At 75.2% G+C, this 23,058-nt stretch carries 20 protein-coding genes and 1 tRNA gene; 7 read left to right on the top strand and 14 right to left on the bottom strand.

The genetic code is table 11. From position 1 onward, the window contains the following. Window positions 1-149 precede the first annotated feature (149 nt). Window positions 150-899: a TetR/AcrR family transcriptional regulator gene (locus ACOACO_RS09385; protein ID WP_420295958.1), complete on the top strand. Its 750-nt coding sequence runs from the start codon at window positions 150-152 to the stop codon at window positions 897-899. Between the two features lie 15 nt (window positions 900-914). On the opposite strand, the gene ACOACO_RS09380 is transcribed toward ACOACO_RS09385, so the two are convergent. The 9 genes from ACOACO_RS09380 to ACOACO_RS09340 form a co-directional block, all read right to left on the bottom strand. Continuing rightward, complete coding sequence (locus ACOACO_RS09380; protein WP_420295957.1) at window positions 915-1,778, bottom strand: hypothetical protein; 864 nt, start codon at window positions 1,776-1,778, stop codon at window positions 915-917. Window positions 1,779-1,956: 178 nt separating this feature from the next. Then, the gene (gene pth / locus ACOACO_RS09375; RefSeq protein WP_420295956.1) at window positions 1,957-2,565 is read right to left on the bottom strand and encodes an aminoacyl-tRNA hydrolase; all 609 of its coding nucleotides are present in this window, start codon (window positions 2,563-2,565) and stop codon (window positions 1,957-1,959) included. 52 nt (window positions 2,566-2,617) lie between these two features. Further along, complete coding sequence (locus tag ACOACO_RS09370; RefSeq protein ID WP_420295955.1) at window positions 2,618-3,286, bottom strand: 50S ribosomal protein L25/general stress protein Ctc; 669 nt, start codon at window positions 3,284-3,286, stop codon at window positions 2,618-2,620. 203 nt (window positions 3,287-3,489) lie between these two features. Beyond that, window positions 3,490-5,454 carry a serine/threonine-protein kinase gene (locus ACOACO_RS09365; RefSeq protein ID WP_420295954.1) on the bottom strand — a complete coding sequence of 655 codons (1,965 nt, stop codon included), beginning with the start codon at window positions 5,452-5,454 and terminating at the stop codon, window positions 3,490-3,492. 3 nt (window positions 5,455-5,457) lie between these two features. Further along, a complete protein-coding gene (locus ACOACO_RS09360; RefSeq protein WP_420295953.1) occupies window positions 5,458-6,747 on the bottom strand; it encodes a hypothetical protein in 1,290 nt (429 codons plus the stop codon). Further along, entirely contained in the window at window positions 6,744-9,584 is a 2,841-nt protein-coding gene (locus tag ACOACO_RS09355) for a hypothetical protein (RefSeq protein WP_420295952.1), read from the bottom strand. The genes ACOACO_RS09360 and ACOACO_RS09355 overlap by 4 nt, the downstream gene beginning before the upstream one ends. Window positions 9,585-9,703: 119 nt before the next feature. Continuing rightward, window positions 9,704-10,687 (bottom strand): ribose-phosphate diphosphokinase, encoded by a 984-nt coding sequence (locus ACOACO_RS09350; protein ID WP_420295951.1) that lies wholly within the window; start codon window positions 10,685-10,687, stop codon window positions 9,704-9,706. An 84-nt stretch (window positions 10,688-10,771) separates the two neighbouring features. Then, window positions 10,772-12,211 (bottom strand): bifunctional UDP-N-acetylglucosamine diphosphorylase/glucosamine-1-phosphate N-acetyltransferase GlmU, encoded by a 1,440-nt coding sequence (gene glmU / locus ACOACO_RS09345; RefSeq protein WP_420295950.1) that lies wholly within the window; start codon window positions 12,209-12,211, stop codon window positions 10,772-10,774. A 53-nt stretch (window positions 12,212-12,264) separates the two neighbouring features. Continuing rightward, window positions 12,265-12,343 (bottom strand) — tRNA-Gln (locus ACOACO_RS09340). Window positions 12,344-12,445: 102 nt separating this feature from the next. On the opposite strand from ACOACO_RS09340, the gene ACOACO_RS09335 reads away from it, so the two are divergent. Both ACOACO_RS09335 and ACOACO_RS09330 read left to right on the top strand, forming a co-directional pair. After that, window positions 12,446-13,609, top strand: coding sequence for an ATP-dependent DNA ligase (locus ACOACO_RS09335; protein WP_420295949.1), 1,164 nt, complete (start codon window positions 12,446-12,448; stop codon window positions 13,607-13,609). Continuing rightward, entirely contained in the window at window positions 13,606-14,142 is a 537-nt protein-coding gene (locus ACOACO_RS09330) for a hypothetical protein (RefSeq protein WP_420295948.1), read from the top strand. The genes ACOACO_RS09335 and ACOACO_RS09330 overlap by 4 nt, the downstream gene beginning before the upstream one ends. 53 nt (window positions 14,143-14,195) lie before the next feature. On the opposite strand, the gene ACOACO_RS09325 is transcribed toward ACOACO_RS09330, so the two are convergent. Then, a complete protein-coding gene (locus ACOACO_RS09325) occupies window positions 14,196-15,278 on the bottom strand; it encodes a DNA polymerase domain-containing protein (protein WP_420295947.1) in 1,083 nt (360 codons plus the stop codon). Between the two features lie 28 nt (window positions 15,279-15,306). Here ACOACO_RS09325 and ACOACO_RS09320 point away from each other — a divergent pair, with 28 nt between their 5' ends. Continuing rightward, window positions 15,307-16,248, top strand: a complete 942-nt coding sequence (locus ACOACO_RS09320) for an adenylate/guanylate cyclase domain-containing protein (protein WP_420295946.1) — start codon at window positions 15,307-15,309, stop codon at window positions 16,246-16,248. Here ACOACO_RS09320 and ACOACO_RS09315 read toward each other — a convergent pair. Further along, entirely contained in the window at window positions 16,221-17,336 is a 1,116-nt protein-coding gene (locus tag ACOACO_RS09315) for an alginate O-acetyltransferase AlgX-related protein (RefSeq protein WP_420295945.1), read from the bottom strand. The genes ACOACO_RS09320 and ACOACO_RS09315 overlap by 28 nt on opposite strands. 62 nt (window positions 17,337-17,398) lie before the next feature. Here ACOACO_RS09315 and msrB point away from each other — a divergent pair, with 62 nt between their 5' ends. Further along, window positions 17,399-17,803: a peptide-methionine (R)-S-oxide reductase MsrB gene (gene msrB / locus ACOACO_RS09310; RefSeq protein ID WP_420295944.1), complete on the top strand. Its 405-nt coding sequence runs from the start codon at window positions 17,399-17,401 to the stop codon at window positions 17,801-17,803. A 36-nt stretch (window positions 17,804-17,839) separates the two neighbouring features. Further along, window positions 17,840-18,910: an acyltransferase family protein gene (locus tag ACOACO_RS09305; RefSeq protein WP_420295943.1), complete on the top strand. Its 1,071-nt coding sequence runs from the start codon at window positions 17,840-17,842 to the stop codon at window positions 18,908-18,910. On the opposite strand, the gene ACOACO_RS09300 is transcribed toward ACOACO_RS09305, so the two are convergent. After that, the gene (locus ACOACO_RS09300) at window positions 18,886-19,374 is read right to left on the bottom strand and encodes a rhodanese-like domain-containing protein (RefSeq protein WP_420295942.1); all 489 of its coding nucleotides are present in this window, start codon (window positions 19,372-19,374) and stop codon (window positions 18,886-18,888) included. The two genes, ACOACO_RS09305 and ACOACO_RS09300, sit on opposite strands and share 25 nt — an antisense overlap. Further along, the gene (locus ACOACO_RS09295) at window positions 19,371-19,871 is read right to left on the bottom strand and encodes a cysteine dioxygenase (RefSeq protein ID WP_420295941.1); all 501 of its coding nucleotides are present in this window, start codon (window positions 19,869-19,871) and stop codon (window positions 19,371-19,373) included. The genes ACOACO_RS09300 and ACOACO_RS09295 overlap by 4 nt, the downstream gene beginning before the upstream one ends. Window positions 19,872-20,422: 551 nt before the next feature. Between ACOACO_RS09295 and ACOACO_RS09290 the strand changes: the two genes are divergently transcribed. Next, complete coding sequence (locus tag ACOACO_RS09290) at window positions 20,423-21,922, top strand: hypothetical protein (RefSeq protein WP_420295940.1); 1,500 nt, start codon at window positions 20,423-20,425, stop codon at window positions 21,920-21,922. Window positions 21,923-22,047: 125 nt separating this feature from the next. Here the strand turns inward: ACOACO_RS09290 and ACOACO_RS09285 are convergent, their stop codons facing one another. Further along, window positions 22,048-23,040: a hypothetical protein gene (locus ACOACO_RS09285; protein WP_420295939.1), complete on the bottom strand. Its 993-nt coding sequence runs from the start codon at window positions 23,038-23,040 to the stop codon at window positions 22,048-22,050. Window positions 23,041-23,058 lie beyond the last annotated feature (18 nt).

The raw sequence follows: 23,058 nt of genomic DNA, 5'->3' as shown, positions 1-23,058 counted from the left end.
GACTAGACCGTCCCGAGAACACTGTTCGCTTTTGTGAACGGCGTTGTCAAGTGCGAACACGGTTCTTTACCGCCGACCGGGGGCCGACCGTGCGTCGTTGCCCCACGGGTACCGGTCGGACCAGTAGGGTCAGCCGGGAGATGGGTGCGATGACGGAGACACCGGACAGGGGCGCACAGCCCGAGACGTCCGCGTCCACGGGACCGGAGCGGGCCCCGTCGCGCCGCGACCGCGCCCGGCTGGCCACGACGGACGAGATCAAGGCCGCGGCGCGGGAGCTCCTCGCCCCCGCGCGGGACGGCAGCGACCTCTCCCTGCGGGCCGTCGCGCGCGAGGTCGGACTGACCCCGTCCGCGATCTACCGCTACTTCGAGTCGCGCCACGACCTCATGGAGTCCCTGGCCCTCGACGCGTTCGACTCGATCGCCGCCGCCCTGGACGAGGCGGCCAGCGCCCCGGGGCGCCCGCCGCTCCAGCGGGCCGTGGCGATGGCGCACGCCTACCGCGACTGGTGCCTGCGCAACCCGGCGGAGTTCGCCTTGATCTTCCGCCACGGGAACTCCGGCGAGGGCGGGTCACCGACCTGGCACGAGCACCTGCTCGGCTTCTACCGCGTGCCGCTCGAGATCATGCTGGAGGACGTCGCCGCCGGCCACGTGGCGCTGGACGCGATGGCGTCCCCGCTGCCGGCCGTGCAGCCGGAGATCCTCGAGGTGGCCCAGTCCCTGGGACCCGACGGCGTGTGCCCGGAGGCCGTCGTGCGGCTCACCCAGGTGTGGGCGGCGATCCACGGGTTCGTCTGCCTCGAGCTGTTCGGCCACGCCGGGCTCATCATGGGCGACGTCTCGGAGGCCTTCGAGCACCACGTGCGCACGGTGCTGGGCACGCACTACCGCTGAGCGGCGGCGCGCCCGTCAGATCGGCGGCCGCGGCGCCCGGGGGAAGCCGAGCGCCACCTGCACCGCTGCGGAGACCGCGGCCTGGGCCTGGCGCAGGTCGGGGGTCGCCACGTCGCCCACCATGCAGAGCATCCAGCGGCGGGCGTCGAGGTCGTAGCCGCCCGCGGCGACCCGCGTGACCCCGCCGCCCCACACCTCCATGGCCCGGGCGGCGGCCGTCCCGTCGCCCGCCCAGGCGACGAGCGAGCCGCCCTCGAGCACGGCCGCTGTGCGGTCGTCGGTGACCTGGATGGACGGCGCAGCCAGGACGGCGCCGAGCCGCTCGCCCTCGGTGCCGTCACGGCGTACGGAGCTCGCCGCGCGCCACAGCTCCGTGGTCCCGGCCCGGCCGATCCACCAGCCGGCGACGTCGAGGCGCTGCGCGAAGCGGCACGCGACCGCCGTGAGCCGGTCGACCACCGGGGCGTCGACCAGGTCGTCGAGGTCGTGGAGGGTGCGCTCGAGCGCGTCGGCCACGTCGCCGGGCTCCAGCTCGTCCGGCAGCTGTCCCACCGTGCCCCGCACGAGCTGCTCGAGGGCGTCGACCACCCGGCGGGCGAGACGTCGCTCCTCGGCGTCGAACGAGCCCGTCGACCGGACGAGGTGGAGGACGATGCCGGTGCCGTCCGGGCACTCGCGCCGGACGGCGATCACCCCGTCGTCCGTCCCGACGTGCGCCGGGCCCGCCGACGCCCCCGACGACGATCCGCCGCCGGCGGCGGCGAGCTCGCCCGCCTCCTCACGAGCGACGGTCACGGCGTCCAGCGAGATGGCCGCGCTGATGGTGTGCTCCACCAGCTCCCGCCACCGTTCGACCTCGTCCAGTGCAGTGCTCTTCACGACTACCCCATGCCCTCCGGATACAGCTTCCCCCGCGCCGTCACGCACTCTGGACGCCCGAGCACCGGGGCTGTGACCGCACCTTTGCGAAACCAACGATGCAGGGCTGGCGCAAGTCACTCGGAAGTGACGCGCGTCGCATTTCCCACACGTCCGGGCGCCCGTGGGGGCCGGACGGTCAGGAGTTGAAGCGCTGCTGCGTGCGTTCGAGGCCCTCGGTGACGAGGCACTCGATGGCGTCGGCGGCGTCGCCCACCTGGAGGGGCAGCTCCTTGCGCTCGGTGCGCGAGTAGTCGGACAGCACGAAGTCCGCGACGTCCTGGCGTCCCGGCGGGCGTCCGATCCCGGCGCGCACGCGGTGGAAGTCCCCGGTGCCCAGCGAGGAGCGCATCGAGCGCAGGCCGTTGTGGCCGTTGTCCCCGCCGCCCTTCTTCACCCGCAGCGTCCCGAAGGCGATGTCGAGCTCGTCGTGGACGGCGACGATGCGCTCCGGCGGCACCTTGTAGAAGGTGGCGAGCGCCTTGACCGGGCCCCCCACCTCGTTCATGTAGCTGCGCGGGCGCGCCAGCACCAGGCGGGGCCCGGGGGTGCCCGGGGCGCCGACGCGGCCCTCGACCACGTCGGCCCGCCCGGTCTTGTGGGCGCGGAAGGAGCTGCCCCACCGCGCCGCGAGCTCCTCGACCACGAGGTAGCCGATGTTGTGCCGGTTGCCGGCGTACGAAGGGCCGGGGTTCCCCAGCCCGACGGCGAGCCACACGCCTCCGGGCGCGCTCTCGGTCTCGGACATGGGGAACCCCGGCCCTCTCTGCTCAGGGGCCCGGCTCGCGCCGGGCCCGGACTCACTCGGAGTCGGTGGCCTCGCCCTGCTCGGCCGCGGCGGCGTCGCCCTCGGCGTCCTCGGGCTCGTCCTTCTCGATGCCCGCGTCGGCCTCGGCCTCGGCCAGCTCGGCCTCGACCTGCTCGGCCGTGGCGGCCGCGGTGACGTTGACGATGAGGGTCTCCGCGTCGGTGACCAGGGTCGCGCCGGCGGGCAGCACGACGTCGGAGGCGGCGAACTGCGTGCCGGCCGCGGCGCCCTCGACCGAGACCTCGAGGCCCTCGGGGATGTCGGTGGCGGCGACCTCGATCTCGAGGGTGGTGTTCTCGGTGACGACGAGCGTCTCGGGAGCGGCGTCGCCCACGACGTGGACGGGCACGTCCACCGTGACCTTCTCGCCCTTGACGACCGCGACGAAGTCGACGTGCTCGATGACGCGGCGGATGGGGTCGACCTGCACGTGCTTGGTCAGCGCGACCTGCACGTCGCCCTCGACGTCGAGCTCCAGCAGCGCGTTGGCGCCGCCGTGCTTGAGCGCGAGCATCGTGTCGTGGCCGGGCAGCGTCAGGTGCAGCGGCTCCATGCCGTGGCCGTACACGACGGCGGGGATCTTGTCGGCGCGGCGGATGCGGCGGGCCGCGCCCTTGCCGAACTCGGTGCGACGCTCGGCGGTGATCTTCTCGTTGGACATCTGGGACTCCTCGTGGTGCTGGTACGGCGGCACGGGAGGCCGCTCGTCAGGTCGGGCGCCGCGGCGCGACAGCGCGGCGGACACGGGAGTCCGACCGGCCCTGTCGATCACGGAGCCCGGGGGCTCCCTCGCCGAGGCAACCGCAGCACCTTAGCCGCCGTCGGACGGGCCGGCCAAATCCGACGTCCGGCGGCCGGGCCCGCTCAGGTGCTGGGGCCGACGACGGCGACCGTCGCCGGCTCGGGGGTGAAGCCGCCCAGCTCGGCGGTCACCTCGCAGGGCCCGGTCGTGGGGAAGTAGCCGCGGACGTCGCCGTCGGCGCTCACCGTGATCGCGTCGCAGGTCGTGCCGAAGCGCATGCCGTCGCCCGCGATCTCCCGCACCACGCCGCTCGGCAGCCGGGCCCCGCTGTCGTGCACCGGGTCGGCCTCTGCCTCGCCCCCGGCCCAGGTCGCGAAGACCAGCGTGGTGGCGGTGGCGTCGAGGTCGATGCGCGGTGGTGCCACCTCCATCCGCAGGCTGCGCACGCGCTGGGCGGGGAACGCGGTCGTGCGGTTGGCGGGGTCCCCCACCGCGGTGGTCAGCAGGTCGGCGGCCTCGGACTCCCAGGCCTGCAGCGCGTCGTCGTCGACCCCCAGGGCGACGTCCACGACCGCGGAGGCCGGCAGGGTCGTCGTACCGGCCGGGAGCGGACCCACCGCCCAGCCGCACGCCTGCTCCACGGACGTCGTGTAGGGGTCCACGGGGGCGGCGGGCACGTCCCAGACCACGTCGGTCGGGCAGTCGGCCGGGTCGTCCGGCGGACCGGGGAGGAACACGAGGACGGTCGGCTCGGCCTGCGCCGGCTTGGTGAGGGTGAGCTCGACCGTCACCTCGCCCGCCCCGGGGTCGTACGTCGCGGCGCGGCCCACGACGAGCCCGCTGGGCGAGGCCACCGAACCCAGCTCGACGTCCTGCTCCGGCGCCGCGGCGCGCGTGGCGGCGTCGGGGCCGGCACCGTCCGCCGCGTCGTCGCGCCCGGCCCACCACGAGCCCGCCAGCACCGCGGCGAGGAGCACGACCACCGCCGCGGCGGCCGCGGGCACCACGGCGCGGCGACGCGGCGCTGCCGGGGGCGCGGGTGCGGGGTCCGGCGCGCGCTCCCCCACCACCCCGGAGGGCACGAAGGGCACGTCGACCGTGTGGCCGGGCGGGGCGCTCGCCGCGGCGGCAGCAGCAGCGACGTCGGCCCTGTGGTGCGGCTGCGCCGGGTGGGAGCGCACGACGGTCCGCTCCGCGGTCCGCCACGTCTCCGGGTCCGGCTGGCGCGGGAGCGGCTCGCCCTCGAGGGCCTCGTCCGGCAGCCCGCGCAGCGCGCGGGCGGTGGCCCCGGCCGGGAGGCGGGTGGCGGGGTCCTTGGCCAGCATCACCGCCAGCACGCTCCACAGCAGCGGGTGCACCGGCAGCGGCGGGGGCTCGACGGTCACGTGACGGTTGCCGATCGTGTGGACCGTGCCCTTCCCGGCGAAGGGCGTGCGCCCGCCGAGCAGCTCGTAGAGGAGGATGCCGGTCGCGTAGACGTCGGAGGCCGTGCTGAAGCGGCCGTGCTGGAAGAGCTCGGGCGGCATGTAGCCGGGGGTGCCGACGAGGCCCGTCGCCTGCACCGTCGATTCCTCCGCGAGGCGCGCGATGCCGAAGTCGGACAGGCGGACGCCCGATCCGTCCCCCGGCGCGCCGCCGTCGAGCAGCACGTTGTCGGGCTTGACGTCGCGGTGCAGGAACCCCGCGGCGTGCGCCGCGGCGAGGGCGTCGAGGACCGCGCAGGTGATCGCCACCGCCGCCCGGGGCGCGAGGGTCCCGGCGGTGCGCAGGTGGCTGCGCAGGTCGCCCCCGGCGACGAGGTCCATGACGATGGCGAGCTGCGAGCCCTCCACGACGAGGTCGCGCACCCGGACGATGCCGGGGTGGCGCAGGTTCATCAGGATGGCGCGCTCCTGGATGAACCGGCCGACGATGTCGGTGTCGTGGGCGTAGGTCTCGTGCAGCAGCTTCGCGGCCACGGCCTCGCCGGTGGTGCGGTCGACGGCGCTCCACACCTCGCCCATGGCCCCGCCGCCGAGCCGCTCCACCAGCTCGTACCGGCTGCCGAGGGCCCGCGGCGCCGCGCGCGGCTCCTGGTCCTCCCCCACGGCTCAGCCGTCCCGGGGCACGGCGAACCACGCCAGGCGGACCACCGGCTCGGCGGGCGCCGGCCGAACCCCGGGGTCCTGGGTGGTGCCGACGAGCACGTGGACCTCGTCGTCGGGGAGGGCCTCGGCGTCGTCGAACACGAGCGACGGGCCGGCCAGGCCCGACGCGCCGTCGAGCGCGAGGCCGTCCAGAGCGGCCGCCACGTCACCGGCGGCCGTGCTGCCGGCCTCCTCGGCGGCCCGCACCAGGGCGACGACCGCGTCGTGGCTGGCCAGGTCGGCGTCGCCCGCCCGGGCGGCGAACGGGCCGGTCCCGAGCAGGTCCTGCTGGCCGGGGTCGTCGGCGGCCTGGCGCAGTGCGGCGAAGTACGCCGCCGCGCGGTCCCCCGCCTCGTCCGCGGCGAGCGTCGTGGTGTCGGCGGCGTCCGGTCCCACCGTGCGGAGGTCGCCGTTGGCCGCGCCGCCGGCGCCCGTCAGGGCCGTCGTGAAGGCGGGGCGCAGGGCCTGCGGCGTCAGCACCACCGGCAGGTCGTCGACGGCCTGGACGCCGGCGACGACCTCGCCCTGGGCGGCGGCCGGCGCGGCGACGACCACCGCGTCGGCCCCGGCGGCCACGGCCTCCTCGACGGCGTCGACGGCCGCGCCGGTCCCGGCGGGCCCGAGCGCCACCGTGCGCGCCCCGGCCACCGTCGGCGTGCGGGCGCCCGCGCCGACCACCACGACGGGGCTGGTGCTGCCCGCCGACCGCAGCGCGGCGTCCACCCCCGCGTCGACGGCGCCCGCGGACGGGGCGGTCGACCAGGCACCGGCGGGCAGGCCCGCCACGTCCTCGACGTACGGCAGCAGCACGGGCACGTCGAGCTCCGCGGCGTCGGCGAGCGCCGGGGCGAGGTGCGCGCCGGACGTCGCGGCGACGACACCCACCACCCCCGCCTCCGCGAGGTCCGCCACGGCGCGGCGGGCGGCGTCGGCGTCGCCGCGGTCGTCCGCGACGACGAGCTCGACGTCGGCCCCGCCGGCACCGAGCCGCCGCTCGGCGACGACCGCGCCGTGGGCGGGTGAGGCGAGGTCCGAGCCCTCGCCCGATGCTCCGCCCGTGCTGACGAGCACCCCGACCCGCACGGGGCCGTCGAGGCCCGCGACCTCGAGCGCGACCGGGGCCGGCGCCCTCCCGGGGGCGGCGTCGTCCCGGTCCTGCTCGTCGGCGCCGTCGTCGGTGCACGCGGTCAGCCCGAGGGCGCAGACCAGGGCGAGTCCCGTCAGGCCGGGCCCGAGTCGGCGCGGGCGCGTCACTCGCCACCGCCGAGGTGCAGGGAGTAGACCGTGAGGACGCTGGCGTCCGCACCGGCGTCGGCGTCGCCGCGGCTCAGCTCCTCCTGCATCCGGGCGGCGACCTCGGACTGCGCCCGTTGCCGGTTCGCGTCCCGCAGGTCGAGCCGTCGCAGCGCCGCGAAGGCGCTGGTCGTGCCGCCCGCCTCGACGAGGTTGCCGTTCTCCCGGTCGGCCTGCCGCGCGTTCGACGCCAGGGCGCCGAGGATGCCGCTGCCCCGGCCCTCCCGGGTGCCCAGTGCCGTGACGGTGGCGCGCAGCCGCTCGGAGAGGGCGGCGCTGGTGCCGGTCAGGGCGACCTGGTTCACGCCGATCTGGTCGGTCAGGGCGCCCCGCGCCCGGGCGAGGTCGCCGGTGAGGGTCGACGCGCTGCCCACGAGGGCGTCGGACGCGAGGGCGTCGACGCCCGCCACGCGGTCCTCGCCCTGCTGGTAGGCCCGGTCGCCGGCCGTCTCCAGCTCGGTCTCGAACCCGCCGAGGAACGCCCCCAGGTCGGCCGTCGCGGTCTGCTGGGCCCCGGCGGCCGCGGTCATGCCGGCGCCGAGGTCGCGGCCGGCGGCGTCGAGGTAGTCGGCGCGCGCGGCACGGAAGGCCGCACCCACGCGGTCGCCCAGGTCGGCGTTGTGGGCGGCGAGGCCGCCCCACGCGGCGGCGAGGGCGTCCAGGGCGGTCGGCCCGCCCGGTCCCGGCGCGGGGCAGGCCTGTGCGGTCGGACCGACCTCGCCGAGCTCGCGGGCCCGCGCCACGGTGGCGCAGATGGCGTCGCCCAGCGCGGCGATCTGGTCGGGCAGCGTCGTCGCCTCCTCGAGGGCGCGGACGACGTCGGTCGCCGTGTCGAGGAGGGCGCCGACGGACGTGTTGAGACCGGCGAGGGCGGTGGGCAGCGTGCCGCCCGCGCCGACGAGCGCGGCCACCTGCTCCCACGCGTCGGCCACGCCCGCCAGCTGGGCGAGCACGTCGGGCCCGCCGCCCGTGGCCCCGCAGGCGGGCAGCGTCCCGAGCACGTCCTGCAGGAACGTGACCAGGTCGGGGCTGTCGTCGGCCTCGGGGGCGCGGCAGGCCGTGCGCACGAGCTCGTCGAGCGCGGCGACGAGCCCCCCGTCGAGGAGGTCCGCCTGGGCCGTCGCGATGGCCCCGACCTCGTCGAGGCCGCGGGCCAGGTCGCCGGAGGACTGCAGGAGCACCTGGAGGGCGCTCAGGTCGTCGACCAGCAGCCGGGAGGCGGCGAGCACGTCGTCGAGGGCGGCCGCCGTCGTGGCCGCGTCCGCCGTCGACAGCGCCGCCAGCGCGGCGCCCACCTCGGCCGTGGCGGTGCGCAGCCCGGCGATGCCGGCGACCACCCGTCCCGTCTCGTCCGCCGGGTCCACCTCGGCCGCCAGCGCGTCGCCCGCCGCCACCAGGGCGCCGGCGCCCCGCGCGACCTCGCCGCGGGCGATGCCGAGGACGCAGACCAGCGAGCGGGAGGTGCCGCAGGCCGCGGCGGCGTCCGGGGCGGTCGCGAGCGCCTCGACCTCGGCGGCCGTGCCGACCGAGCGCTCGAGCGAGGCCGCGACGGCGTCCCGGCACGCGCCGGTCGAGCCTGCGAAGGCCTCGAACTGCGACTCGACGCTGCGGAACAGGCTGAGCAGGTCGGTGCCGCTCGGCGGCGCGGTGGCCACGGCGCAGCCCGCCCCCGGGACGGGCGCGGGGTCGGCCGCAGGTGCCACGGTGCCCGCGGTGCCCAGCAGGTCGCGGATGCGGACCAGCGCGGCGGCGAGGCCCTCCTCGCCCTGGTCCGCGGCGCGGGCGATGGTGCGGTCCAGCGTCCCGGTCCCGGCCGGGTTCGACAGCGCCTCCAGGTCCTCCACCACGCCGGCGATGCGGGCGGGCACCTCCTCCTGCCCCGCCCCCAGCTCGGCGAGCGCCTGGCGGCCGAAGCCGGCCGAGGTGGCCTGCAGGTTGGCGCGGATGGCGTCGAGCGAGGCGCCCGCGTCGCCGAGCACCGCGTTGACGGCCTCGATCGTCGCGATCGTCTCGTCCTGCACGCGCCGGTTGCTGCCCGGCTCGTCCGCGAACGCCGAGCGCACGAGGCCGTCGAGCGAGGTGTCGGTGACGAGACCGGGCTGCACGCTGAGGTCGACCACCGGCGGGTCGAAGTCGGTGACGTCGAGGACGAGGCGGAAGGTCGCGGTGGCGGCCAGACGGGGCGGGGCGAGCAGCGCGGCCCACTGCACCACGGGCGTGCCGTCCGTCGTGCGCCCCAGCACGCCGTTGGTGGCGGCCGGGTCGTCGGCGAGGGTCGAGGTGACCACCCGGGTGGCGCCCGGCAGCTCGGTGCCCGCGACGACCGTCAGCGGGCTGCCCACCAGCGCGTGCTCCTCGAACGCCTCGCCGCCGCTGTCGTAGCGGACCGGCACGGGCTGCACCGTCGTGTTCTGCACCGTCACGTCGACGGTGACGCGTCCGTCGTACCCGGCGAGGTCGGCGAGGTCGGTGCCGGCCCCGTCGTCGCTGCGCCACGAGGTCAGCACGCGCACCGGCAGCCGCGCGTCCGCCGGGTCGAGCGACTCCTCCTCGGTGGAGAGCTCGCCGTCCGCGTCGCGCACGGTCGTCGTGGTCACGCCCGTGGTGGCACCGTCACCGTCGAGCCGCACGTCCACGACGCGCAGGACGCTCTCGGGCGCCGCGACCGCCACCTGGGGCGCGGACACGAGGCCCGCGGTGAGCACCGCGAGCACGCCGAGCAGCGCCGTACGACGGGGGGCGCTGCGGGCGGTGGGACGGGGGCCGCGGCGGGCGGTACGACGGGGCGACGGGAGCATGGGCGTTCCTCGAGGAGCATCGGCCCCGGCAGCTGCCCGGGGCCGTCGGCAAGGTGACCGGTCGAGGCAGCGTAGGCCGCCGCGACGACCCGGCGTCGGGTTTTGCGCCGATGCGTCGTTCAGGCGTGGCCGTCGAACATCGACGTGACCGAGCCGTCCTCGAACACGGCACGGATCGCCCGCGCCAGCAGGGGCGCGATCGACAGCATGGTGAGCTTGTCGAAGTGCTTGTCGGCGGCCAGCGGCAGCGTGTTCGTGAGGATGACCTCGGTGGCCGGGCTGTTCTTGAGCCGGTCCACGGCGGGGTCGGAGAGGATGCCGTGCGTCGCGGCGATGATGACGCCCTTGGCCCCCTGCTCCATGAGCGCCTCGGCGGCCTTCACGATGGTGCCGCCGGTGTCGATCATGTCGTCGACGAGCACGCACATGCGGCCCTCGACCTCACCCACGACGCGGTTCGCGACCGTCTCGTTGGGGCGGTCGGTGCGCCGCGACTTGTGGATGAACGCGAGCGGCACGCCCCCGAGGCGGGCCGACCAGCGCTCGGCGACCTTGATGCGCCCGGCGTCGGGCGAGACGACCGCGAGGTCGGACTCGGCGCCGTACTTGCCGCGGACGTAGTCGGCGAGGATCGGCAGGGCCATCAGGTGGTCCACCGGGCCGTCGAAGTAGCCCTGGATCTGATCGGCGTGCAGGTCGACCGAGATGAGGCGGTCCGCGCCGGCCGTCTTGAACAGGTCCGCGACGAGGCGGGCGGAGATGGGCTCGCGGCCGCGGTGCTTCTTGTCCTGGCGGCTGTAGCCGTAGAACGGCATGACCACGGTGATGCGCTTGGCCGAGGCGCGCTTGAGCGCGTCGACCATGATGAGGTGCTCCATGATCCACTCGTTGATCGGCGCCGTGTGGCTCTGGATCACGAAGGCGTCGCAGCCGCGCACCGACTCCTCGTAGCGCACGTACTTCTCGGAGTTGGCGAAGTCGTACATCGACGAGGGCACGAGACCGGTCCCGACGAGCTCGGCGACCTCCTCGGCGAGCTCGGGGTGAGCCCGCCCGCTGAACACCATGAGGTTCTTCTCGGTTGTCAGCTTCATTCCGCTCACGCCGGATGCGCTCCTGTCGGGCTCGGGGGAGGCCGGGGTCGGTCGGCCCCGCCGATTCTCGCCTACCGGCGAGGTGGCGCCAACTCAGGGGTGGGAGCGGTCCCCCGCGCCCGCCTCCTCGGCCGCCCGGGCCTGGGCCGTGCCGGGGCGCCGACGCGCCGCCCAGCCCTCGAGGTTGCGCTGCGGGCCGGCCGAGACGGCCAGCGCGCCGGGCGGGACGTCCTCGCGCACCACCGTGCCGGCGCCGGTGCCGGCGCCGTCGCCGACCGTGACGGGCGCGACGAAGGTGTTGTTGGATCCGGTGCGGGCGTGGCGCCCGATCGTCGTGCGGTGCTTCGCGACGCCGTCGTAGTTGGCGAAGATCGTGCCCGCGCCGACGTTGCTGCCCTCGCCGACCTCGGCGTCCCCGACGTACGACAGGTGGGGCACCTTGGCGCCGTCGGCCAGCACCGCGTTCTTCGTCTCCACGAACGTGCCGACCTTCGAGCCGGTGCCGGTGCGCGTGCCCGGGCGGAGGTAGGCGTAGGGGCCGACCTGCGCGCCGTCACCGATCACGGCGAGCTGGCCGTGGGTGCGCACGACGCGGGCGCCCGCGCCGACCTCGCAGTCCTCCAGCGTGGTGTCGGGCCCGATCACGGCGTCCTCGGCCACCACGGTGGCCCCCAGCAGCTGGGTGCCCGGCAGGATCGTCACGTCGCGGGCGAGCACCACGTCGTCCTCGATCCAGGTGGTGTCGGGGTCCATGATCGTGACCCCCACCTCGGTCATCCAGTGCTCGAGGATGCGGCGGTTCATCTCCTTGCCCAGGCGCGCGAGCTGGGAGCGGTCGTTGGCGCCCTCGGTCTGCCGCACGTCCTCCAGGCAGTAGGCGCCGACCGTCAGGCCGGCCTCGCGGGCCAGGCCGACGGCGTCGGTCAGGTAGTACTCGCCCTTGGCGTTGTCGTTGCCGATCCGGGTCAGGGCCTCGGTGAGGAAGGCGCCGTCGAAGGCGAGGATCCCGGAGTTGATCTCGCGGATCTCGCGCTGGTCGGCGTCGGCGTCCTTCTGCTCGACGATGGCGAGGACGTCGCCGTCCTCGTCGCGTACGATCCGGCCGTAGCCGAACGGGTCGGCCACCTCGCCCGAGAGGATGCTGACCGCACGCTCGGCGGCCTCGTGGTCGGCGAGGAAGGCGGCGAGGCTGTCGCCGCGCAGCAGCGGGGTGTCGGCGGTGAGCACGACCACGGTGCCGTCGACCTGGCCGCCCAGGGCCTCCACGGCGACGCGGACCGCGTGGCCCGTGCCCTCCTGGCTCTCCTGCACCGCCAGCACCGACCCCGGCGCGAGCTCGAGGACGTGGGCCCCGACCTGCTCGCGCTGGTGGCCCACCACGGTGACGACCCGGTCGGGCGACACCGACTGCGCCGCCGCCAGCACGTGGCCCACCATGCTGCGCCCGCCCACGCGGTGGAGGACCTTCATGGTCTTCGACTTCATGCGCGTGCCGCCGCCGGCGGCCAGGACGATGACGGTGATCGCGCTCATGCGGCCACACCCTAGTCGGGCCTCGGGGCGCGTGGCGCCCGCGGGGAGAGAGGCTCCCCGGGTAGGAGTCGAACCTACGTCGCTTGTCCTGATTCAAAGTCAGGCGGGCCCTGCCGGCAGACCAACCGGGGAATGCGCGCGCGTCGCGGGGACGTCGCGGACAGTGCCCCACCCTATGCGAACCCGCGGCGCGCCCGCCCGGTGCGCGTGGCGGCACCTGGATAGGGTCGCCCCGTGGACCTGCCCGTGATGCCGCCCGTGCGCCCGATGCTGGCCAAGTCGGTCGCGCAGGTGCCGGACCCGGCCGCCTGGGCCGGCGGCGGCGGGCTGTCCTTCGAGCCGAAGTGGGACGGCTTCCGCTGCCTCGTCTTCCGCGACGGCGACGAGGTCGAGCTGACGTCGCGCAACACGAAGCCGCTGACGCGGTACTTCCCCGAGGTGGTCGAAGCCGTCCTCGAGCAGCTGCCCGAGCGCTGCGTGCTCGACGGGGAGCTGTTCGTCGCGGCCGCCGGGGACGACGGGGTGCCGCGCCTGCAGTTCGAGGTCCTCCAGGAGCGCATCCACCCCGCCGCCTCACGGGTGCGCATGCTCGCCGAGACCGTCCCCGCCGGGTTCGTGGCCTTCGACCTGCTCGCGCTGGGCGACACCTCCTACGTCGACCGGCCGTTCGCCGAGCGCCGCGCCGCGCTCGCCGAGGCCCTCGCGCACCTCGCGGGCCGGGTGCACGACGACGGGCTGACCGGCTGCCACCTGGTGCGCACCACGACCGACGCCGCCGAGGCCGCCGTCTGGTTCGAGCAGTTCGAGGGCGCCGGGCTGGACGGGGTGGTCGCGAAGCCGCTCGACGCGCCGTACACGGAGAACGGCCGCACCATGCTGAAGATCAAGCACGCGCGCACCGCCGACGTGGTGGTCGCGGGCTACCGGGAGCACAAGACGTCCACCCCGGAGCGCCCGCTGCTCGGCTCGCTGCTGCTCGGCCTGCACGACGCGGACGGCACGCTGCAGCACGTCGGCGTCTCCGCGTCCTTCACCGCCGCCCGCCGCGCGGAGCTGATCGAGGAGCTCGCGCCCCTGGTGTGCCCGATCGAGGAGCACCCGTGGGGCGCGTGGGAGGAGTGGGCCGTCGCGAACCCCGACCGCGTGCCCGGCACGCAGTCGCGCTGGAGCGCGGGCAAGGACCTGTCCTTCACCCCGCTGCGCCCCGAGCGGGTGCTCGAGGTCGGCTACGACCACATGGAGGGGCGGCGCTTCCGCCACACCGCGCAGTTCAAGCGGTGGCGTCCCGACCGCGACCCGACCTCGTGCGGCTACGACCAGCTCGACGAGCCCGTCGGCTACGACCTCACCACCGTCCTGACCCCGTCCGACACCGGATCCACCGAGGAGACGCCATGACCTACCACGTCGTCCTGCTCGTCGAGCAGCCCCTGACGGAGCTCGACGCCCGCCAGATCACGTCGCTCCACCTCGAGCTGGGCGACGAGGTGGTGTACGACGTGCTCCTCCCCGTCGACGACGCCGCCGAGCGGGTCGCGACCGCGGTGGGCACCCTGGGCTCGGGCGACGTCGTGGGCTCCCCCAGCTACGCGCTGGCGAGCATCGACCTCGACGAGCTGCACGACCAGAGCGAGGTCGAGGCGCACGAGGGCCTGGCACGCACGCTGGCGCTCCTGCGCGCCGACGGCGCCACCGCGCAGGGCGCGGTCGTCGAGGACCACCCGATCGACGCGCTGCGCGCCACCGTGGCCGCCGTCGACGCGGCCGAGGTCATCGTGCTGACCAGCCCCCACGTGGTCGCGGAGTTCTTCGGCGTCGACTGGACCTCGCGGGCGCGGCGCCACCTCGACGTACCCGTGCTGCACCTGCTGGAGCAGGAGACGTTCGCCGAGCAGGCCGACGGCCACGGCGAGGGCATCACCGGCGTCTGACCCACGGCGGGCGGTCTCACGACGGACGACCTCGCGACGGGCGACCGGGCGGGTCACTCCACCCGGTTGCCGGCCGCGTCCCAGTGGTCGGCGACCTTCTTGCTCGGCTGCACGCGCGGCGGCTCGCCGGGCATCTTGGGGTGGTCGGGCGGGTAGGGCAGCTCGACGGAGCCCTGCTCGGCGAACATCGCGAGGAACGGCTCGATGGAGTGGGCCTCGTCGTCCATCCCCTCCCACGGGTCGCCGTCGGCGAGCCGCTCGGGCACGGTGAGCAGGTTGAGCGTGCGCGGGTCCTCCAGCGCGGCGAGGTCGTCCCAGGTCAGCGGGGTCGACACGGGTGCACCCGGGCGGGCCCGCAGGGAGTAGGCCGACGCGATCGTGCGGTCGCGGCAGTTCTGGTTGTAGTCCACGAAGATCCGCTCGCCCCGCTCCTCCTTCCACCACGCCGTCGTCACCTGGTCGTCGCGGCGCTCCAGCTCGCGGGCGAACCCGATCGCCGCGTGGCGCACGTCGGTGAACTCCCAGCGCGGCTCGATGCGCACGTAGACGTGGACGCCCCGGTTGCCCGACGTCTTGCACCACCCCGTCACGCCGTGCTCGGCGAGCAGCTCGCGGGCGACGCCGGCGACGCGCGCGGCGTCGCGGAACGTCGTACCGGGCTGCGGGTCGAGGTCGATGCGCAGCTCGTCGGGGCGGTCCACGTCGGCGCGGCGCACGGGCCACGGGTGGAAGGTGATGGTGCCCATCTGCGCGGCCCACACCGCGACGGCCGGCTCGGTCACGCAGATCTCGCGGGCCGTGCGGCCCGAGGGGAAGGTGATCTCGACCGACTCCAGGTACGGCGGAGCCCCCGTCGGCACGCGCTTCTGGTAGAACGCGTCGGCCTTCTCGCCGGGCCGGCCCGTGCTGAGCTCGATGCCGGGGAGGACGCCGCGGGGCCAGCGCTCCAGCGCGGTGGGGCGCTCGCGCAGGGCCCGGACGAGGCCGTCGGACACGTCCGCGACGTACTGCGCCACCTGCAGCTTCGTGATCTCGGGGGTGCGCTCGGTCGCGGGGTAGATGACGCGGTCGGGGCTCGAGACCCGCACCGCGCGGTCGCCCGCGATGACCTCGGCCGCCGCCGCCTTGCTCGCCATGGCCCCAACGTAGTGGCAGCATGCGCTCGTGCCGACCTGGTCGATCGTGCTGCTCGTCGTCGTCCAGGTGGCGACCGTCGCCCTCGCGACGACGTTCGGCGTCCTGTGGCTCACCGCCCGGCGCCGCGCGGCCGTCCTGGCCGCCGACCTCGCCGCCCTCCGCGCCGCCGAGGGGCGCCCCGGGTCGCGGCGGCGCCTGCCCCGCCCCCGCGAGGCCGTGCGGGCCGTGTGGGAGACCGTCGAGCTGGTCCGCGACCGCGGGGTCGGCGGGGCCCTGCGCTCCTCCATCGAGGAGCTGGCGGGCTGGGCGCAGGTCGAGCGGCCCGACCTGGTGCGGCTCGCGACGGGCGACGGGCGGGTGACCATCCTCTTCTCCGACATCGAGGGGTCGACCAGCCTCAACGACCGGCTCGGCGACCGCGCCTGGGTGCGGCTGCTCGCCCGCCACGACCGCGTCGTGCGGCGCGCCGTCGAGGACCACCACGGCCAGGTCGTGAAGACGCAGGGCGACGGGTTCATGGTGGCGTTCGGCCCGGCCGACGACGCGGTCGCGGCCGCGCTGGCGGTGCAGGCCCGGCTCGCCGGGTGGCGCCGCGAGCCCCGGGTGCGCGTGCGGATGGGCATCCACCGCGGCTCGGTGCTCCACCGCGGCAACGACCTGTTCGGGCTGCACGTCGCGTACGCCGCGCGGGTCGCGGCCCTCGCCGCGGGCGGCGAGGTGCTGGTCAGCACGGCGGTCGCGGACGCGGTGACCGACCGCTCCCTGCTCGACCTCGACGCGGCCCGCGAGGTGGAGCTGCGGGGCATCGAGGGCGTCCACGTCGTGCACCGCCTGCGCACGCCGGCGCCCGTGCCCGGTGGCGAGGACCCGGACGAGCCGGAGGCGCTCGATGCGGCCGACGAGGCGGCCGACGAGGCGGCCGACGAGGAGGCCGGCGCGGGTCAGCCGGGCGGGCCGGCGCCGAGGTAGCGCTCGGCGAGCACGAGCAGCACGACGTCCGGGCGCTCCTCGGTGACGAGCGCGCCGACGTCGGGCACGGGCCCGGTGCCCGCGATGCCGTGGGAGTGCTGCAGCGTGCGGGGGCTGGTGCGCACGATCGCGGGCGAGACCAGCGTCAGCATCGAGTCGCGCAGCAGGAGGACCTCCGCGGTGCCGAGCGCGCCGGGCGTGCGGGTCTCCGCGGGCATGGCCCCGAGCGCCACGATCCCGCCCGCGCTCGCCGGCAGGGCCCCGTCGGGCCCGGTGACCTCCGACGGCGGCTGCTCCCCCGCGAACACCGGCACCGTCCGCACCGGGGGCGCGTCGGGCACGCCCTCGGCGGCGAGCTCGTTGACCGAGGGCACCGTCTCGACGTCGACGAGCTCCGGCAGCTCGAGGCCCTCGACGCCCGCTGCCGCCAGGTCGGCGACGACGGCCGCCCACGCCAGCCACCCGCCGTACGGGGTCCAGTGGCTGTCGAGCGGGTCGTAGGTCGGGTACGGCGCGTCGCGCAGCACCGTGCGCACGTCGACGAGCGGCAGGTCGGGGTGGAGGCGGCGCAGCACCTGGGCCGACGTCTCCCCCGACAGCTCGCGCGCCCAGGCGGGCAGCTGGTCGCGGTGCACGTCCCACTTCGCGGGGGCGATCACGGCGCGGAACTCCGCGCCGCCCGCCTCGGCCTGCGCCTGCAGGTCGGTGAGGTAGGTCGCCCACTCCTGCGCGCCGGCCGCGTCGAGGCGCACCCGGCCGACGGCCTGGGACAGGTTGAGGTTGTGGTCGTCGCCGAAGAAGTGGAAGCCGTCCTCCCCCACGACGTACGACGTGCCCGCCGCGGCGACCGCCTCGGTGAACGCCGCCTCCGAGGCCGCCCGGCGCTCGGGGCCCCACGGGTCGTCGGCGGCGAGCGCGTCGGCCGCCTCGGGGGACGCGTCGGCGGGGGCGTCGGTCGTGCCCGAGGTGCGGGCCGGGGCGGCGGCGGACCGGTCGGGCGCCTCGTCGGGTGCCGGGTCGCCCGCGGAGCAGCCGGCGGCGACGAGCAGCAGCGCGAGTGCTGCGACGGTGCGGCGGGGCTGGCTCACGGCGTGTCCTCCCTCGGCGAACGAGCTGGGTCGATCGTAGGCGGGTCGGTACCGTTGGGCCCATGGCCTACGACGTGGAGAAGACCGACGAGCAGTGGCGGTCCGAGCTGTCCCCCGCCGAGTACGCGGTGCTCCGCCAGGCCGGCACGGAGCGCGCGTTCACGGGTGAGTACACCGACATCGAGACGACCGGCATCTACCGCTGCAAGGCGTGCTCGGCGAAGCTGTTCGAGTCCGACACCAAGTTCCACTCGGGCTGCGGATGGCCGTCGTTCTACCAGCCGATCAGCGACACGATCGAGTACATCGAGGACAACTCCCACGGCATGAAGCGGGTGGAGGTGCGCTGCGCGTCGTGCGGCTCGCACCTGGGGCACGTGTTCCCCGACGGGTACGGGACGCCGACCGGCGACCGCTACTGCATCAACTCGATCTCGCTGACGCTCGAGCCGCGCCCGGAGGCGTGAGCCGGGAGCCGTCCGCGACCCCGTAGGGTTCCGCGGGTGGATCACCGCACCAACAACCTCGACGGGCTGCGCCTCGTCGGCGCCCTCATGGTGCTCGTCGGGCACGGGTTCGTGCTCGTCGGGCGCGGCGAGGAGACGCCGAAGTTCGGCGGGTTCTCCCTCGAGACGCTCGGCGTCGTCATCTTCTTCTCGATCTCGGGCTACCTGATCGCGGCGAGCTGGGCGTCGAAGCGGGACCTCGTCGCCTACTTCGCGGCCCGCTGCCTGCGGATCTTCCCGGCGCTCGCCGTGCTGGTGGTGGTGACCGCGCTGGTGCTGGGTCCCCTCGCCTCGTCGGTGGGCGCCCGCTCGTACTTCTCGGACCCGCTGACCTGGGACTACTTCCGCAACATCGCGCTCTACCACCAGAACGTGCTGCCCGGCGTGACCGACGACCTGCCCTACCCGGCGTCGATCAACGGGTCGCTGTGGACGCTGCCGATGGAGTTCGTCTGCTACCTGCTGGTGCCGCTGCTGGTGCTGCGCGACCACCGCTTCCGCCTGGGCGCGCTGCTCGTGGTGGTGCTCGGGCTGTGCTGGGTGGCCTACCAGCCGAACGGCACGTTCGACCGCGTGTGGGGCTTCGCGCCCGAGCAGTTCGCCCGGTTCGCCGTGCTGTTCATGGCGGGCTCGCTGATCCGGCTCGCGGTCGAGCGGTGGGGCCGCGGCGTCCTGCGGGCCGACGTCGCCGTGGCGCTCCTCGCGCTGCACGTGCTGGTGCAGCAGGTGCAGCCCGACCAGCTCCACTGGTACGCCTGGCTGACGCTGCCCTACGTCGTGCTCGTCGTCGGGATGGGCAGCACGCCGTACTTCCGCCGCGCCGCCCGCTTCGGCGACCTGTCCTACGGCATGTACCTGTGGGCGTTCCCCGTGCAGCAGCTGTTCGTGCTGTGGTTCGGCACCACCCGGCTGGCCGTGAACTTCACCGTCGTCGCGCTCGTGACCGCCGCGCTCGCCTACGTGTCGTGGCACGTGGTCGAGAAGCCGAGCCTGGCGGTGAAGGACAAGATCCTCGCCCGCCGGGCCCAGCGCTCGATCAGCCGTCAGGACACGGTCGGCATCCCCTGACCCCGCCAGGCCGCGAACCCGCCGACCACGTCGGTGGCGTCGCGCAGGCCCAGGCGCTGCAGGGACTCGGCGGCCAGCGACGAGGTCGTGCCGTGCGCGTCGAGCACCACGACCGCCAGGTCGTAGTCCGCCTCCGGCAGGCGCTGCGGGCTGCGCGGGTCGAGCAGCCACTCCAGGTCGACGCGCTCGACGACGACCGGTCGCAGGCGCGGGTCGACCTCGCCCTGCTCGCGGCGGGCGCGCTCGGGACGGATGTCGACGATGAGCGCCCGGCGCCACAGCACCGACTGGTACGCCGCACGCGGGCTCAGGCGGAGCAGCCGGGCCCGGGCCTCGGCGAGCATGTCGTCGACGCCGTCGAACCAGACCTCCTCGAAGCGGGGGGCGGTCGTGGCGGGCGCGACGGCGCGGGGCGCGACGGTACGGGCGGTCGCGTACCAGGTCTCGATGGCCGGGGCGCTCACAGCTGCACCCCCGCCTGCTCGACGCCGACGACGGACAGGCGGCCGCCGCGCTCCTCGTAGCGGGTCATCGCGGTCAGCTTCGGCGCGTACGCGTGCACCGACAGCGCCGTCGTACCCGTCTCGTTGCGCACCGTGTGCACGTGGCCCCCGGCGTACGCGCGGGCCTCCCCGCGGCCCACCTGCCAGGCCGACGGCGTGCCGAGCTCCCACGTGTGCTCGGTCAGCCGGCCCCGCAGCGTGGCGTAGGCGCCCCGCGAGCCGGCGTGGTCGTGCCACCCCGTGGAGAAGCCGGGCGGCCACGTCAGCAACCAGACCTGCAGGTCGGGCGTCGCGTGCAGCTCGAGCGACTGCCGGTCGGGGCGGGTGAGGTCGACCAGCTCGTGCAGGTCGGGGTCGGCGGCGATCTCGCGGAGCGTCTGGAGGAGGGGCAGCACTGCGAGCCCCTTCGGGGTGTCGCGGGCCGGTCCGTCGGTACGGCGGGTGTTCTGCAGCGTCATGGTGGCGTCCTGGGATGTCGCCCGGGTGTCCGGGCCTCGGTCGTGCCGGGTGCTCAGCCGCGCGGTGGCGCGGCGACGGCCCGCGGTGCGGGCGTGGTGATCGGTCTCAGAGCGAGGAGCGACGACAGCGACACAGCGCGCTGGCGGTCAGGCGGAGGTCGACGTGCAGGCGCCAGACGGCGTCGTGCGTCGCGACCGCGAGACCGTGGGAGGACATGGAACATTCGTAGCAGAGGCCGGGGGCGCGGGTCGCCCGGGTGGTCACATGGTGGACGGTACGACGCGCGGGCGGGTGGTCGACGTGGGCCGCGCTCTCCCGGTGGTTGAGGTGGCCGCGCCAGCGGCCCTCGAAACCACGACCGGCCTCCGTTGGTCGAGGTGGCCGCGCTCTTCCGGTGGTCGAGGTGGCCGCGCCAGCGGCCCTCGAAACCACGATCTTGGTCCCGGCGGACGGACCGATCCGGGCGCCCCCGAAATCCCTCAGATCTTCTTTCCCCAGGCGCCGTTCCTGGACCCGAGAAGTGTCGGTGCCCACCCCTAGCGTTGTCCGTATGAACCACCCGAGCACCGCAGTCATCGAGGCCCCTCCGGCCCTCGACCCGACCGCGCTGCTCACCACCGCCCGCGAGGCCGCTGCGGCACAGATGGCCGCCGAGGTCGCCACGCTCGTCGCCGTCGCGGACTGGGCCGACGCCCACACCGACGGCACCGTCGGTGACCCCATCGGGCCTCTCGGGCTGTGGCACGAGGACCCCGATGCCGTTCCCGGCGGGGACCGGTTTCTCGAGCTCGGCGGACCCGGCGCACCACTGGTGTCGGAGTTCTGCCTGTACGAGATCTCCGCCGCCCTCGGCCGCTCCGTCTCCTCCTGCCGTCCCCTCGTGGGTGACGCGATCGAGCTGCGCCACCGCCTCCCCCGCCTCTACTCCCGCGTCCTGGCCGGCGCCGACCCCACGACGCAGAACCGGGCACTGCCCGTCTGGCGGGCCCGCAAGATCGCCGCCCTCACCCGCACCCTCACCGCCGACGCCGCGGACTTCGTCGACCGCAACCTCGCCCCGGTCGCCCACCGGACGACGATGCCGACCGTCGAACGACTCACCGCCGAGGCCATCGCGCGGTTCGACCCCGAGAACGCCGAGCTCGACCGCGCCGACGCAGACGCCGGCCGCTACTTCACCATCGAGACCACCCCCGTCGACGCAGCAGCACCCTGGACCGGCGTGGTGCCCGTGCACGGGACCCTCGACTTGGTGGATGCTCTCGACCTCCAGAACGCGGTCCAGCGCGTCGCCGCCGACCTCGCTGCAGCCGGGTGCGACGCCGACCTCGACGTCCGCCGCTCCATGGCCGTCGGTGAGCTCGCGCGACGACAGACCGCGCTCGACCTCTACGGCCCCGAGGCTGACAGCGAGGCAGTCGACTCCACCCGGACACCCGCGCGGCAGGTCGTCCTCTACGTCCACCTCAACGAAGCCGCGATCGCCGCACACCGCAGTGGCGACGGGCCCGGGATCGACGCCGCCACCGGCGGCACCGGCATCGACCTGGCCCGCCTCGAGAACACCCGCGCCCTCGTCACCGCCGACCAGGTCCGCGACTGGTGCAGGACGCCCGACACCAAGATCATCGTCAAGCCCGTCATCGACCTCGCCGAGCACGTCGCCGTCGACGCCTACGAGATCCCCGACCGCATCGCCGAACGCGTCCGCCTCGACCGACCCACCTGCGCCTTCCCCTACTGCGGGAAACCAGCACACGGACTCGACCTCGACCACATCGAGCCCTACCGGTCGAACACAGCACCGGGCGCAGGTCAGACCGCCACCGACAACCTCGCCCCGCTCTGCCGAGGCCACCACCGCGTCAAGACCCACCCCTCACCGACCGGCTCCGGCCCACCGAGCACACGTGGTGACGATCCACCGGGCGTCGATCCACCGGACCGGCGATGGCGCTACCACCGCGACCCGCTCGGCACCTACCTGTGGATCAGTCCGCACGGACTGGAGTACGCCGTCGACACCACCGGCACCACACCGCTCAGCTAGCCAATCCGGCCAGCCCTCATCACGCCGACCCCGCCGCAGCACCGCCGCATCGGGGCCACCGGCACGCCCCGGCGCAGTGCCAGCGATAGGCGTCCCCTGCCGCTCCTACCGCGGCCGGCCCGCTGCTACCGAACGTCCCGCAGCTCGGCCCTGACGTGGACCAGGCCCGGCCAACGCTGGTCGGCCCAGTGCTGGAGGCGCCCGTCGTCGTACAGCACCTCGAGCGTGATGCGGTCCGTGCCCCAGCTGACGCTGGACGCGCCGGGGACGCCCTGGGCGAGGATCTCGTCGGCCGCCACCCCGATCTCGCCGCTGTCGTACCGGCCGTCGGCGTCGATGCACAGGTAGCCGCGCCACACCGTGCGGATCTCCGCGACCGCGGCCTCGACCGCCGCGTCCCGCTCGATCGCGGTGAGGTGGCCGAGTGCCAGACCGACGTCGAGCCCCCACGGGTTGCTCCACTGGCCGTAGGTCGCTCCCTGCGCGGCGAGGTCGTCGCCGTACCCCAGGGGATCCTCGTGCGTGACGACGAGCCAGGCGTACCGGTCGAGTCCCTCGACGACCGTGGAGTAGGGAGCGCCGTACATGTTGGTCTCCGGGTCGAGCAGCGTCGTGAAGTCCTCGTCGACCATGGGTCCGGTGGGCGGGCGAAGGTCGCCCGAGCAGTCGGGGAACGGGGCCTCGTCGTACGCCGGCTGGTCGGCGGGCTCCGCGTCGTCGACAGCCAGCGTGGTGCCGTCCCACGTCCCGCTCAGGCGCACGAAGCCGGAGTCGACGAGGGCAGGGTCGAGCCCGGTCACGGCGTACGACAGCCCGGCGCACCCCCGCGGGACCTCGATGGACGGCTGCGGCCCGTAGCAGACGAGCACCTGGTCACCGTCGCCCACGGGCAGCGTCACGACCTCCACCGGTCCGGGAGCACCGAAGGCCTCCGCCGGCCCCGACCACGACGCCCACGCGGCGGGGGTCGCGCTCCCGGCGCCGCCACCCTCGTCGGGTCCTCCGCGCTGCACGGCCACCGCCGCCGCAGTCGTCACCCCCACGAGGGCGAGGACCGCGCCTGCGGCGAGAATCGGCGTACGACGGGCAGCACGGTCGCGGGCAGGCTCAGGGCTCATGCCCCTCGGACGCCCCGA

The organism is Nocardioides sp. CPCC 205120 (genome assembly GCF_048654585.1).
Taxonomy (GTDB): Bacteria; Actinomycetota; Actinomycetes; order Propionibacteriales; family Nocardioidaceae; genus Nocardioides.
This window is presented reverse-complemented; position numbering and strand designations above follow the sequence as displayed.

What these genes read in the sequence shown, in the direction of transcription:
- ACOACO_RS09385 (WP_420295958.1), top strand. Translation starts at nt 150, where the DNA reads ATGACGGAGACACCGGACAGGGGCGCACAGCCCGAGACGTCCGCGTCC.
- pth (WP_420295956.1), bottom strand. Translation starts at nt 2,565, where the DNA reads ATGTCCGAGACCGAGAGCGCGCCCGGAGGCGTGTGGCTCGCCGTCGGG.
- ACOACO_RS09370 (WP_420295955.1), bottom strand. Translation starts at nt 3,286, where the DNA reads ATGTCCAACGAGAAGATCACCGCCGAGCGTCGCACCGAGTTCGGCAAG.
- ACOACO_RS09355 (WP_420295952.1), bottom strand. Translation starts at nt 9,584, where the DNA reads ATGCTCCCGTCGCCCCGTCGTACCGCCCGCCGCGGCCCCCGTCCCACC.
- glmU (WP_420295950.1), bottom strand. Translation starts at nt 12,211, where the DNA reads ATGAGCGCGATCACCGTCATCGTCCTGGCCGCCGGCGGCGGCACGCGC.
- ACOACO_RS09330 (WP_420295948.1), top strand. Translation starts at nt 13,606, where the DNA reads ATGACCTACCACGTCGTCCTGCTCGTCGAGCAGCCCCTGACGGAGCTC.
- ACOACO_RS09325 (WP_420295947.1), bottom strand. Translation starts at nt 15,278, where the DNA reads ATGGCGAGCAAGGCGGCGGCGGCCGAGGTCATCGCGGGCGACCGCGCG.
- msrB (WP_420295944.1), top strand. Translation starts at nt 17,399, where the DNA reads ATGGCCTACGACGTGGAGAAGACCGACGAGCAGTGGCGGTCCGAGCTG.
- ACOACO_RS09295 (WP_420295941.1), bottom strand. Translation starts at nt 19,871, where the DNA reads ATGACGCTGCAGAACACCCGCCGTACCGACGGACCGGCCCGCGACACC.
- ACOACO_RS09290 (WP_420295940.1), top strand. Translation starts at nt 20,423, where the DNA reads ATGAACCACCCGAGCACCGCAGTCATCGAGGCCCCTCCGGCCCTCGAC.
- ACOACO_RS09285 (WP_420295939.1), bottom strand. Translation starts at nt 23,040, where the DNA reads ATGAGCCCTGAGCCTGCCCGCGACCGTGCTGCCCGTCGTACGCCGATT.